Origin of the sequence: Leptothoe sp. ISB3NOV94-8A (genome assembly GCF_043421595.1) — a bacterium.
GTDB classification, from domain to species: domain Bacteria; phylum Cyanobacteriota; class Cyanobacteriia; order Phormidesmidales; family Phormidesmidaceae; genus Leptothoe; species Leptothoe turfae.
The window spans coordinates 1,794,615-1,808,958 of sequence record NZ_JAXSQW010000001.1 but is presented as its reverse complement, the minus strand read 5'-3'; the positions used below and the strand labels follow the sequence as shown (position 1 = coordinate 1,808,958).

The window sequence follows — 14,344 nt, the reverse complement described above, 5'->3', positions numbered from 1 at the left end:
AAGCGATGGATTTACAGCAAATGTTACTGGAGCTTTCCGAATTAGGTGTAAAACTATGGATAGACAAAAATAATAAGTCACAACTACATATTCGTGCCCCGCAAGGAGTACTTACCCCAGAATTGAAAAAACGTATAGGACAGCAGAAGTCGGAGATTCTGGACTTATTGGGTAACGCTACTCTCGATACCGTTACCCATGCATTACCCTCTGTGAATCCTGCCCCTCAGGACCGTCATCAGCCTTTTCCTTTAACAGATTTACAACATGCTTTTTGGATTGGCCGTAGTGGTCTGTTAGAACTTGGTGGCGTCTCTAACCATGGTTATTATGAAATTGACGGTGACAATCTAGATATCGTCAGGCTTAATCAAGCACTGAATCAGGTGATTCGCAGACATGATATGTTACGAGCCGTCGTCATGTCGGATGGTCAACAGAAAATCTTAGAGAAAGTACCTGCCTATCAGATTAAGGTAATTGACTTAAGGTCACAACCGATGGACCAAGTTGATGCTCACGTTAAAACCACCCGAGATCAGCTTTCCCATCAAGTGTTGCCAGCTGATCAATGGCCCCTATTTGATTTTCGGGCAACCTTACTACCAGAACAGCGAGTTCGATTACATGTTAGCTATGATTTACTTATCTTTGATGCATGGAGTTTATTTCTCCTCTTTGACGAGTGGTTTAAGCTTTATGAAAATCCTGAGCTAGCCCTGCCTGCATTGGAATTATCCTATAGAGATTTTGTCTTAGGTGAGCAAAAAATATCACAAACCAACTTGTACGAACGCTCTCGTCATTATTGGCTCTCACGGCTAGATAATTTTCCTGGGCCACCGGATTTACCCCTCACTCAAAACCCTAAGGACCTAAAGCAATATCGATGCCAGCGTTACGAAAGTCGATTAGAGTCCCAAGATTGGCAACAGTTACAAAAGCTGGCAAAACAAGCTGGTTTAACGGCAACAGGCATATTGTTGGCTAGTTTTGCTGAAGTCTTGGGGCGATGGAGTAAAAAGCTACAGTTTGTGATTAATGTTGCTTCTTTTAATCGTTTACCGTTGCACTCGCAAATTAGTGAGATTCTAGGGAACTTTACCTCGGTTACGCTGTTGGCTGTTGATAATGCCCAAGGTAAATCTTTTCGTGAACGTGCACAGTCTATTCAACAACAGCTATGGCAGGACCTAGAACATAGCTATTTTAATGGGGTGCGGGTCACTCGAGAGCTAAACCAGAGGGAGCATACTACCCCCAAAGCCATGCCTATTGTGTTCACTAGCACGTTAGGCATGGAAGCATTGGGCCAAAAAATGGCTACGTTTAACCACTTTGGTCAGCTGGTTTATGGGAGTGCCCAGGCATCTCAAGCTTGGATGGATATTCAAGTTTGGGATGAACAAGGGACTTTAACGTTTAACTGGGATGTGGTTGAGGAGCTTTTCCCTGTAAATCTAGTTGGTGATATGTTTGAGGCTTATTGTGCCTTGCTAGAGCAACTAGCTACTGACACAACTGTTTGGGGTAAGGCGAGTCTACAGATTCTGCCGCAGCCGCAGTTGGCGCAACGAGATAAACTCAATAGCAGAGCTATTGGTGATGCTTCCATTGCTAAAGCAAGTATTACTACGTCAGAATGGTTACATACCTTATTTATTAAGCAAGTCCGTCAGCAAGCTCAACACTGTGCGGTCATTGACCAAACCTGTACCCTAACCTATCAACAACTCTATAGTCTTGCCCATGAGGTCGGTCATCGTCTCAGAGAGATTGGGGTTAGACCTAACCAGCTAGTGGCCGTAGCCATGGAAAAAGGATGGGAACAAATTGTTGCTGTTCTAGGTATTTTGATGGCTGGTGCAGCCTATGTACCGATTGATCCTGGCTGGCCTGATCAGCGTCGAGCCTATCTTTTGGACAATAGTGGAGCACAGATTGTTCTGACTCAGTCCTGGCTAAATGAAAAAATCTCTTGGCCCACAGGGGTTCATATTATCAACCTTAATAGGTTGAATCGTGAAGACTGTTATGGGCAGTCACTGCCACCGCTTGAACCGGTACAGACAATTGATGATCTGGCCTATCTCATCTATACGTCAGGCTCTACGGGCACGCCCAAGGGGGTCAAAATTAGCCACCGTGGTGCAGTTAATACGATTTTAGATATTAATAGGCGGTTTTCAGTGGGGACGTGCGATCGTATTCTAGCCCTATCATCCCTCAGCTTTGACCTGTCGGTTTACGACATCTTTGGCACGTTGGCCGCAGGGGGAACCATTATTCTGCCTCAGGCCTCACAACTCAAGGAGCCAGACCACTGGATAGATTTAATTAGCCAACACCAGATCACCCTTTGGAATTCTGTGCCAGCCCTGATGCAAATGCTGGTTGATGCTACAAGCAACCACACGGCTATACTCAGCTCCCTACGTTTGGTATTGTTAAGTGGAGACTGGATTCCCCTCACCTTACCACCTCACATTCAAACCCTCGTGTCTGATGTCCAGGTTATTAGCTTAGGCGGAGCAACGGAAGCCTCTATTTGGTCTCTTTTCTACCCCATTCATACTGTAGAGCCAACCTGGAAAAGTATTCCCTATGGTCGTCCTCTAACAAATCAGAGTTTCCACGTACTCAATCAGCGATTAGAACCTTGTCCCACATGGGTACCAGGCGATCTCTACATTGGCGGTGTGGGTCTTGCCCAAGGATACTGGCAAGATGAATCTAAGACTAATGCTAGTTTTATCACCCATCCAGACAGTGGCGAACGACTTTATCGCACAGGTGATTTAGGTCGTTATCTACCCGATGGCGATATCGAATTTTTAGGCCGGGAAGACTTTCAAGTAAAACTAGGGGGTTATCGCATCGAGCTGGGAGAAATCGAGGCAGTTTTAGGGCAATATCGGGCTGTCAATCGAGCTTTAGTCAGCGTAGTCGGCAAACACCTCAATGAAAAGCGGTTAGTCGCCCATATCGTTCCACATGGGAGCATTACGGTGGATGAACTCAAGCAGTTCGTAAGGGCTCATCTACCTGACTACATGATCCCATCAGTGTTTGTGATTGTTGAAGCATTACCCTTGTCAGCTAACGGTAAAATAGATCGTCAGGCACTCTCATTACCTAACGACATGGTGTCGGGGTTAACAGTTGACTATATTGCCCCTCAAAATGAACTTGAAAAAACAATTTGTGAGATCTGGAAAGACACCTTAAATATAGATAAGGTGGGAGTAGACCACAATTTTTTTGAGGTTGGTGGTAACTCACTGCTGATTACCACGGTTTTCAATAGACTGAAAGAACGCTTAGTCAATGAGGTAGAATTAATATCACTATCTGATTTGTTCAAGTATCCCACTATTCATAGGCTAGCTGACTATCTATCGGCCCATCATCGCCCAGCGTCAATCTCTCCAACCAGCAAACCGTTAGACAAGCAACAAGTAGCAGTTAGTCTCAGTGAAGGTAAACAGAGACTTAAGCAACAGCTACAACGCGCTAAAGCTATTAAGGTCAGGACAAACAAAGTCCGCAAGAATCGATAAGGGTAACTTGAGATCAATAGTCTTAGCAATCGTGCTTTAAAGCACATATTTTGATTCTTCTTCAACCATCCACACTTCCCAAAGTGTAATAACTACAATCCGTATTATTCCATCTACCCCCATAAAAAATGCCATGGCAGTTGAACAAAATGGTTTAGAGGTCGCCGTCATCGGTTTGGCTGGTCGCTTTCCTGGTAGTCGTAACATTGAGGCTTTTTGGCAAAATTTGGTGGCAGGACAAGAATTTGTCTCGATTTTCTCAGAAGACTCTTCAGCCGACTCAGTCAAGGCTGCGGCCATATTGGAGGATATCGATCTCTTTGATGCCTCTTTCTTTGGTATCAATCCTAGGGATGCTGAAATCATGGATCCCCAGCATCGCCTCTTTTTAGAATGTGCCTGGGAAGCATTGGAAAATGCGGGCTACGATCCTGAACAGGAAATGGCCACCATTGGTGTCTATGCGGGCGTTGGTAGAAGCACCTATCTGTTGTATAACCTGTTGCCGAACCATTTGCATCAAACGATGGGATATTTTCCCATCCTACTGGCCTCTGATAAAGACTACGCACCCACACGTGTTTCCTACAAATTAAATCTCAACGGTCCCAGCATCAGCGTTGGCACGGCCTGCTCCAGTTCGCTGATAGCTGTAAATTTGGCCTATCAAAGTCTGCTCAGTGGCGAATGTGATATGGCCCTGGCAGCTGGGGTTTCCATCAAAGCCCCCCAAAACGCCATGACCCTATGTCCGGAGGGAGTTTCCCCCGATGGACATTGTTGGGCCTTTGATGCCCGTGCCAACGGTCCCGTTGGAGGTAATGGGGTGGGAGTTGTTGTCCTCAAACGGTTGTCAGAAGCGTTGGCCGATGGAGATTATATCTATGCTGTGCTCAAGGGCATGTCTGCCAACAATGATGGGGCTGTTAAGGTGAGCTACACCGCTCCCAGCGAACTGGCTCAGTCGCGAGTTATTCAGTCTGCTCAACTAATGGCAGAAGTAGAGCCAGAAACTGTCACCTATGTGGAAACCCATGGCTCTGGCACAAAGTTGGGGGATCCCATTGAAATTGCAGCGCTTACCCATGCATTTGCCACTGAAAAAAAGGGATATTGTGCCTTAGGTTCAGTTAAAACCAATATTGGTCATTTGGATGCTGCCGCAGGAATCACAGGGTTCATTAAAGCCGTGCTCTGTTTAGATCGTAAATGTATCCCTCCGAACGTTAATTTTGAGACACCTTCTCCCCAAATTGATTTTGACAATAGCCCTTTCTTTGTTAATACAACGTTATCGGAATGGAAAACCAATGGCACCCCTCGCCGCGCAGGGGTAAGTTCGTTTGGCTTTGGTGGAACCAATGCCCATGTGGTTTTGGAAGAGGCTCCTCAGAGTGCTTTGGTAGATCGGGAACAGTCGATCGATGGGGATAGTCCTTGGCAGTTACTACTTCTATCGGCTAAAACAGAGGCCGCTTTAGAGCAAAGTACAACAAATTTAATTCAGTATTTACAGCAACATTCCCAGGTTGATCTAGCAGATGTTGCCTACACATTACAGCGGGGGCGTCAGAACTTTTCCCATAAGAGAGCAGTGATAGCCCGGTCGGTCGAAGATGCGATCGCAGCTTTACAGGATCCAAAACGCATCTTAACTACGGAACAAGCCATTCAAAAACGCCCGATTGCCTTCATGTTTACAGGCTTGGGCAGTCACTATGAAGACATGGCTAAAGAGCTTTATCACATTGAGCCTATCTTTGCCCAACAGGTCGACAACTGCTGCCAAATTTTAGACCCTCTCTTAGGGATAGATTTAAGAGAGATTATTTTTCCACCCCAAAGCGCTGAGTCCACAGATACATCTGCTGTCATCTCCGACGCTGCCGCTCAAGCGCCTAAACTTGATTTGCGTCAGATGCTGGGTCGCGATCGCCAGGCTGATGGCAAAGATACCAGTGTACTCAACCAAACTCACTTAACCCAACCTGCTATTTTTGTCATTGAATATGCCCTGGCAAAACTGTGGCAATCTTGGGAGATTCACCCCAGCGCCATGGTGGGCTATAGCATTGGTGAGTATGTTGCTGCCACCCTTGCCGGCGTCTTATCTCTGGAAGAGGCCCTGACACTCGTAGCTAAACGGGCCGAGATGATTGCCCAACTGCCCCCCGGAGCCATGTTAGCAGTGCCGCTTTCAGCAGAAGCTGTACAGCCCCTGCTGAATGAGAGAATATCCCTCTCGGCGGTGAATGGTGCAACTCAATGTGTAGTTGCCGGAGAACCAGACGTCATCGATCAACTACAAACGCAGTTAATTGAACAAGGACTGGCCTGTCGACGTTTACAGTCTTCCCATGCGTTCCATTCCCATATGATGGAAGCTATTGTGCCAGCATTTAGGACATTGGTTGCGGGATTTAACCTACAGCCCCCTAATATTCCCTACGTCTCTAACCTCACTGGAACCTGGATCACGCCAGACCAGGTTACAAATCCGGACTATTGGATACAGCATCTCTGCCAACCAGTGCGGTTTGCCGATCAGGTACAGGCACTATGGCAAGAGCAACAGCCAATTCTATTGGAAATTGGGGCTGGACAAACCCTCAGTAGCCTCGCATTACAGTGTCTAGACCAGGCCGCTGCCACTGAAAAAATCGCCCTTGCCTCGCTGCGTAATGCCTATGAATCCCAATCAGATAAAGCCTTTATTCTGAATACGGTGGCCCAACTCTGGCTAGCAGGCGTTGATATTGATTGGTCAGCTATCTCAGCCCAGCACAAGCGCTACCGCATTCCCCTACCCACCTATCCATTTCAGCGTCAGCACTATTGGGTTGATGCTCCAGATGAGTCATCTATACAGTCACGATTGACTACGCCAGAATTTTGGCAATCGCTTGTATCCATCGCACAGAGCAAGGCGTTAGATGGTGTCCAAACGTTAGATAGCCATACTCATGCAAATTACAGACAGGCCCTTGATCGTCTCTGCACCGCCTATATGAATCAAGCCTTCAGGCAGCTAGGGGCATTTCAACAACCTACGCAAACTTACACCTTAGAGGCACTGTTCGAACAAACCAGGGTTATTCCCCGCTATCAGGAACTGTTAGCACGGTGGTTAGATGTGTTGGTTGCTCAGGGCTGTTTACAACGGGATGAATCGGGTCAATTTAGCCAATTAGAGCCTTTGGCACCTGAAACAATTAGTCATCGCTTAGCCGACGTTCAAGCCAAGTCTGCTGATGTAATCTCGCCAGAATGGATCGACGATATTTATCACATTTATGGCATGAATCTGCCAGTTATTCTTACGGGAGAACGACAGCCCCTAGAATTTCACTTCTCCATGCGGCTACAGGAAGCAGGGTATACCGTACCAGAGTATCCCTCAATGCCTTATTACGAGCCAGTTCTAGTTTCTATCATCCAAACCATTGTTGACGCTCTACCGGCTAATAACAAACTGAGAATTTTAGAGCTAGGGGCGGGTACCGGTAGCGCTACCGAAAAGGTGTTGCCACTGTTGCCAGCCTCCCAAACTGACTATACGTTTACCGATGTCGGCAGCTTTTTCTTGAGTATTGCACAACAGAAGTTTAGTCAATATTCCTTTATTAATTACGGAGTCTTGGATATTGAAAAAGCACCCCAGGAGCAAGGATATGCGGCCAATGGTTTTGATCTTTTGATTGCATTTAATGTCCTTCATGTTGCCCAGGATATAGATGCTACGGTGGAGTATGCACGTTCATTACTGGCTCCTGGCGGTATACTCCTGTTGTGGGAAATTACAGAAGCTCGCTTAGAAGCTGACATCATGGATGGCGTCTTGATGCAGCCGATTGCTGATGCAACGGGGCAGCGTAATATGGGCGATCCTTACTTATCTAAACAACAATGGAAAGACATATTAACTGTCCATGGATTTGATAACGTTGAAGCTTTTTCAGAGTTTCCTGCGTTTGGTGAGCATATTTTAGTTGCCCAAGCATCGGCCCTCGCAACACCCTCTGCTCCTCCAGCCTTTAGTCAGCTTAAAGAAATTCCAGCTGTCTCTTCAGGGAAACAGTCTGTCTCCGATCAGAAGCAGCCAGACATGTCAGACTGGTTCTATACCCCTTCCTGGCAGCGATCACCCCTACCATCCTGGACACCTCAGACCAGTGCAGGGTGCTGGTTAGTATTTATGGATGATTGTGAGTTAGGAGAGCAAATTATCCAGCAGTTGACACCGGAAGAGCATGAGGTGGTTGTCGTTAAAATTGGAGAAGGGTTTGCCAGGGATATTGACCACGACAAGCAGCACACCTATAGCATTAATCCACAGCGACCTGGGGACTATCAAACCCTTTTCAATGAGCTGTTGGCACTGAATTTATTACCTCAAAAAATCATCCATTTATGGCTGGTCAATACAGAAAATGAGCACAAAGTTGCTGAGACCTTAGGATTTTACAGTCTGTTATTTATAGCACAGGCCCTGGGAGAACATAATCTCAAAGACACTCTGGAAATAAATATTGTCTCCAACAATTTACAAGGTCTAACCGGAACAGAAGATATTTGCCCAGAAAAGGCCTTAGTTTTAGGGCCTTGTCAGGTTATTCCGACCGAGTATCCTCACATCCAGTGCCGTTGTATTGACCTTGTGCTACCGACTACAAAGGGTTATCAACAACAGCAGTTGGTGGATCGGTTACTGATGGAATTTAATCATCCCATCTCCTCTACGCCAATGATTGCGTATCGCGGTTGTCATCGCTGGGTGCAAACCTTTGAATCGATGCATTTGGGGACAGTCAACAAGAAACAATCCAGGTTAAAAAAGAAAGGCGTTTACCTGGTTACGGGTGGACTAGGAGGTGTGGGGCTAACATTAGCAACCTATCTAGCCGAAAACTTCCAGGCCAAACTGGTTCTAACAGGACGCTCATCCCTGCCAGAGCGTGATAATTGGTCAAATTGGTTAGCCACCCACGGGCAGCAGGAGAGTGTCAGCCTGAAAATTCGTCAAATTCAGCATCTAGAAAGTCTGGGTGCAGAAGTAATGGCTGTGGGTGCTGATGTGACCGATCTAGAACAAATGCAAACGGTCATTGAGCAGGCATGTACCCAGTTTGGTCAAATTCAGGGGGTAATTCACGCTGCTTTTGTGCGTGGAGGCGGGATTATACAACTCAAGACTCAAGATGTTGTTGCTGTTGATATGGCACCTAAGGTAAAAGGCATTAGAGTCTTGGAGCAGTTACTTAAAGATAACGAGTTAGATTTTTGGATACTCTGTTCATCTTTGAGAACATTAACGCCCGAAGCTGGTCTAGTTGATTACAGCGCTGAAAATTTCTTCTTCGATAGTTTTGCCCATTACGGCACCTATCGATATGGATGGTTTATCAGAAGTGTTGATTGGGATGTTTGGCAGGGGGTTGGCACAGCTGTGACGGTTCAGCAAGAACATGAGGCAACTGCTGAGGAAGCATTCAGAACTGGTATGACACCTGCGGAAGGAGTAGCGATTTTTGAGCGCATTTTATCAAGTAGTACAGAGCCTCAAGTTATTATTTCAACTCAAGATTTCCTAGCGGATACGCGTGAGCAAGCGCCGGTCCCTTTAACGCCCACAAATAGTGAAACACTCAAACCCAAATATCAAAGACCTGCTGGCCTTAAAAATGTTTATATTGCACCCAGCAGTGATTTAGAAAACAAACTGGCTCAGAAGTTTCAAGAATTACTAGGGTTTGAGCAAGTGGGTATTCACGACAGCTTTTTTGCTCTGGGGGGTGATTCTCTAACTGGTAATATTTTAATCAACCAATTACGCGATATTTTTCAGATTGAGATACCAGTTCGTAGCCTGTTTGAGTGTCCTACGGTATCTGAATTAACTGTTCTGATTGAAAATATACTCATTCAGGAATTAGAAGCTTTAGATGAGCAAGAAGCCGAGCAACTTGCTGCCCAACAAGCTTGAGCTGCTCTAAACGAAAATTATAGTTCATGGAATAATTTCTCATTCATATTCGCATCACTGCTTTTTGTCTGCACTTAGTTTTGGAATGACAGTCATGGAAATTAAATCAGTTGGTGTTATTGGTGCTGGTACAATGGGCATTGGTCTGGCCCAGAATCTAGCTCAAACAGGTCACCAGGTTACGCTACTTGATGTTTCTGAACGGATTTTAGAACGAGCTGAGCTTGAGATCCGCAAAAATCTCCGACTACAGAGCTTTTTCTCAGAGTCTACTCGTCAATCTGATACTAAGTTGAGTACATCAGATGTTTTAAATCAGGTTCACTTTTCTACAGATTATCAGCAGCTAGAAAGGGTTGAATTTGTTGTCGAAAATGCGACTGAGAAATGGGATATCAAGCAATCTATTTATCACAAAATAGATTCTATTTGTCCTCCCGAGGCTATTTTTGCTGCCAATACATCAGCTATTTCCATCACTCGATTTGGTTCAGTTACGCAGCGACCAGAGAGAGTTATTGGCATGCATTTCATGAATCCTGTCCCGATCAAACCTATGGTAGAGGTTATTCGAGGTTATCATACCGCCGAAACAACTATTCAAAGTGCCCAAACACTGCTGCATCAGATGGGAAAAGACTCAATTGTGGTCAATGATGCTCCTGGATTTGTAACCAACCGAGTCATGATGTTGACCATCAATGAAGCTATTTTTATCTTGCAGGAGCAAGTTGCTACCGTTTCAGAAATTGATCGCTTGTTTAAGGGATGTTTTGGCCATAAGATGGGACCATTAGAGACAGCAGACCTCATTGGGCTAGATACGATTCTCTATTCCATTGAGGTTTTGTACGAGAGCTTTAATGATGATAAATATCGCCCCTGTCCATTGCTAAAAAAAATGGTGGATGCTGGATTACATGGTTGTAAAAGTAATCGAGGGTTCTACACCTATGTGAAAGGTCAAAAGTTAAGTTGATTTTTTATTCAACTAAATATTTGCTTTTTCAGTTAAGTATTCAGATTGTTGTTGTTGAGCTAAGTTAGACAAATGAAGGAAGTAAAAGAAAAGCTCTATGGATTTCTCTCGGAGCACTTTCAGGACTATCAATTACAGGAAGACGAAGATATTTTTGCCACTGGTTTTATTAACTCCATGTTCGCAATGCAGTTAGTTCTCTTTATTGAGCAAGAGTTTCAATTAACTGTCGAAGATGAGGAACTTGATTTTGAAAATTTCAGAACAGTCAATGCGATGACCCAGTTGATTGAGCGCAAAACTAGTCTCCCAGTAGGTCATTAAGATTTTGATGCTTTTCCTATAGGTGATCTACATGTCTTTAAGAGAAAAAAATGTTGCCAAGAAGTCTCAATTGTCTCTGGCTAAACAGCAACTCCTTGAGAGACGGTTGCGAGGGGAAAGTGGCTCTTCTGAGCAAAGATTCCCTGCCATTGTGCCCGGTTTAGAGCAGCGCTATCACCCCTTTCCACTTACAGACATTCAGCAAGCCTATTGGATAGGTCGTCAGGGTGGACTGGAGTTAGGCAATATTTCAACCCATGGCTACTTTGAAATCGAAACGGATGGGATTACACCGGTCCAGCTCAATCAGGCATGGCAGCAGTTGATTCAACGTCACGAAATGCTGCGGATGATCATCCGCCAGGATGGACAACAGCAAATTCTCTCGGAGGTTCCCGGCTACCAAATTCAGGTAACTGATTTACGAGGAGCGAGTGCTGAAGCAATTGCCCTGAAATCAGAGAGCATTCGCCAGCAGATGTCCCATCAGGTTTTTCCGCTGGAGCAATGGCCTTTGTTTGAAATTCAAGCTGTTTATCTAAACCATGATCAGGTCAGGTTTTGCTTTAGCCTTGATGTTCTCATCGGCGATGCTTGGAGTTGTGAGTTGCTCTTGGCTGAATTAGCAGATTTAGTGAAAGCTCCGCAACGTTCGCTACCGCCCCTGAACTTATCTTTCCGAGATTATGTGCTAGCTGAGCTGGAATTTCATAGGTTTCCGCTTTATCAACGTTCAAAAGATTATTGGAAAAAGCGTCTAACAACGTTACCGCCAGCCCCAGAACTTCCCCTACAGAAAAGTCTTTCATCCGTTGATTCGCCTCACTTTGTGCGACGCGAAAAGCAGATGGATGCAACGACCTGGCGACGTCTGAAGCAACGGGCTCATCGTGCAAACTTAACGCCTTCTGGCATTTTACTGGCAGCGTTTGCAGAAATTTTGACTCTTTGGAGCAAGAACCCTAAATTTACTCTTAATCTAACCCTTTATAACCGCTTACCTTTACATCCTGATGTTGATAAAATCGTAGGAGATTTTACTTCAGTCACGTTACTATCGGTAGATAATACGTCATCGGCATCGTTTGAAACCCGTGCCAAACGGATTCAAGAACAGTTTTGGGATGACTTAGATCACAGTTACTATAGTGGAGTCAAGGTTATACGGGAGTTAGCCAGAATTCAAAACCGTCCGGCTGAAGCCTTAACCCCTGTTATTTTTACCAGTACGCTGACCAACGAAAGTTTAAGTCGAGAACAGTCTGTAGTTAGCTCATCTGATAATTTACCTGACAACCTCAATACCTATGTAGATACAACCTACAATCGAGATATGCTTAAGGGCATGGGTAAGATGACTTATATGATCACCCAAACGCCCCAGGTTTATCTTGATCATCAAGTTTTTTTTAATCCATCTGGAGAACTGTTTCTTAATTGGGACTGTGTTGAGGAGTTATTCCCTGAGGGTGTTTTAGATGATATGTTTGCCGCTTATGGCAACCTCTTAGAGAGATTAGCAACGGAGGAGGAGGTTTGGCAGGCGACAACTCCTGGGCTTTTACCCAAAACTCAAGTAGATCAAATTGCTACAATTAATCAAACCGAGATATCTCTGGGGCAAGATAGGTGGCTGCATGGCTTGTTTTTTGAGCGGGTGGCTAATCAGCCCGACCAGCCTGCAGTGATTGCTAGCGATCGCACCCTAACCTATCAAGAACTTAGCGATCGCGCCCAACATCTCGGTCAACAACTCCGCCGCTTAGGAGCACAGCCAAACCATCTGGTCGCGGTCGTCATGGAAAAAGGATGGGAACAAATTGTCGCGGTGTTGGGAATTTTAACCTCCGGAGCGGCCTATGTGCCCATTGATCCAAATTTACCCCAAGAACGCCGCTGGCATCTCCTGGAACAAGGCAACATTGATCTGGTGCTGACCCAGACTGAATGGGAGCAGACTCTAAAATGGCCAACCACGACCACTTGTCTTTGTGTCGATACCCTGAAGTATGAACGCCCAGAGGCCCCCCTGGAATTTGTCCAGCGCCCTGAAGATATTGCCTACGTCATTTACACGTCTGGGTCCACAGGATTCCCTAAAGGTGTAACCATTGACCATCAAGGTGTGGTAAATACTGTTTTAGACATTAATCAGCGGTTTGGGGTGAGTCAACGCGATCGCACGTTCGCCCTATCATCCCTCAGTTTTGACCTATCCGTCTACGATATCTTTGGTACGTTGGCTGCGGGTGGCACACTGGTGTTACCTAAGGCCGAGGCCAATCGCGACCCAGCCCACTGGCTCGAGCTGATAATCCAGCATCAGGTCACCCTTTGGAATTCGGTACCTGCATTGATGCAGATGTTAATCGAATATGCAGCTGCCGCATCAACACCGATTCAGGCAGTCCTACGATTGGTCTTACTCAGTGGCGATTGGCTACCTCTGAAATTACCAGAACAGATTAGAACAACCTTTACAGAGGCCCAGGTCATTAGTTTAGGGGGCGCTACAGAAGCCTCCATCTGGTCCATTCTTTATCCTATTAACCAAGTTTCCCCTGAGTGGAAAAGTGTTCCCTATGGATACCCCATGGCCAATCAGCGCATGTATGTGCTCGATCACGCTCTAAACACCTGTCCTCTTTTTGTTCCAGGACAGCTCTACATTGGCGGTGTCGGGTTAGCCAAGGGGTACTGGCATAATCCCACCAAAACCGACGCTAGTTTTATCCACCATCCCCAAACGGGAGAGCGGCTTTACTGCACTGGTGACATCGGTCGCTATCTGCCAGATGGGGTGATTGAGTTTTTAGGAAGGGAAGACTTCCAAGTCAAGATCAACGGTCATCGCATCGAACTGGGAGAAATTGAAGCCACCCTAGTCCAACATCCAGCTATTGACGCTGCCGTTGTCACAGCTATAGAGGAGCGACCAGGAGTAAAGCGGCTTGTGGCTTATCCCGTAACGGCTCAGTCAGCAAAGACAGAATCCCAGCTGACTCCAGAGCTACGCAAGCTCCTAGCTGAAAAACTGCCAGCATACATGGTGCCATCAACCTTTATCTTTTTAGATAGCTTACCCCTAACGGCCAATGGTAAAGTTGACCGACGCCAATTACCTCAGCCTGATCTAAGTGAATCACCTTTAAAGCAAGCATACGTTGCCCCCACAGATGAGATTGAAAAACAACTCAGCGATATCATCCAAACCATCTTGAAGATTCCCCAAGTTGGTATTTACGATAACTTTTTTGATCTGGGTGGAAACTCCGTTCACTTAGTTCAAACCCATATCAAAATACGAGAAATCCTTAACCAAGACATTCCTTTAATAGAAATGTTTCGGTATCCCACTGTCCAAGCATTATCTCAATACTTCTGCCGTTCATCCAACGATCACAACATTGGCTATCGGCAACTCACCAGAGCTAAACATCGTAAACAGTTACAACAGCGTCGTCAGACAAAGCGTAGACGCTAATATCATCCAACCTG

General features: G+C 45.6%; 5 protein-coding genes. All 5 read left to right on the top strand.

Annotated elements, in window-relative coordinates; genetic code table 11:
* Window positions 1-5 precede the first annotated feature (5 nt).
* The 5 genes from SPB21_RS07920 to SPB21_RS07900 all read left to right on the top strand — a co-directional run bounded on the left by SPB21_RS07920 (window position 6) and on the right by SPB21_RS07900 (window position 14,330).
* The gene (locus SPB21_RS07920) at window positions 6-3,560 is read left to right on the top strand and encodes a non-ribosomal peptide synthetase (protein WP_499866239.1); all 3,555 of its coding nucleotides are present in this window, start codon (window positions 6-8) and stop codon (window positions 3,558-3,560) included.
* Window positions 3,561-3,693: 133 nt separating this feature from the next.
* Window positions 3,694-9,543: a beta-ketoacyl synthase N-terminal-like domain-containing protein gene (locus SPB21_RS07915; protein ID WP_499866238.1), complete on the top strand. Its 5,850-nt coding sequence runs from the start codon at window positions 3,694-3,696 to the stop codon at window positions 9,541-9,543.
* 94 nt (window positions 9,544-9,637) lie between these two features.
* The gene (locus SPB21_RS07910) at window positions 9,638-10,522 is read left to right on the top strand and encodes a 3-hydroxyacyl-CoA dehydrogenase family protein (RefSeq protein WP_499866237.1); all 885 of its coding nucleotides are present in this window, start codon (window positions 9,638-9,640) and stop codon (window positions 10,520-10,522) included.
* Window positions 10,523-10,594: 72 nt separating this feature from the next.
* Window positions 10,595-10,846 (top strand): acyl carrier protein, encoded by a 252-nt coding sequence (locus tag SPB21_RS07905; protein ID WP_163659374.1) that lies wholly within the window; start codon window positions 10,595-10,597, stop codon window positions 10,844-10,846.
* Window positions 10,847-10,877: 31 nt separating this feature from the next.
* Entirely contained in the window at window positions 10,878-14,330 is a 3,453-nt protein-coding gene (locus SPB21_RS07900; protein WP_499866236.1) for a non-ribosomal peptide synthetase, read from the top strand.
* Window positions 14,331-14,344 lie beyond the last annotated feature (14 nt).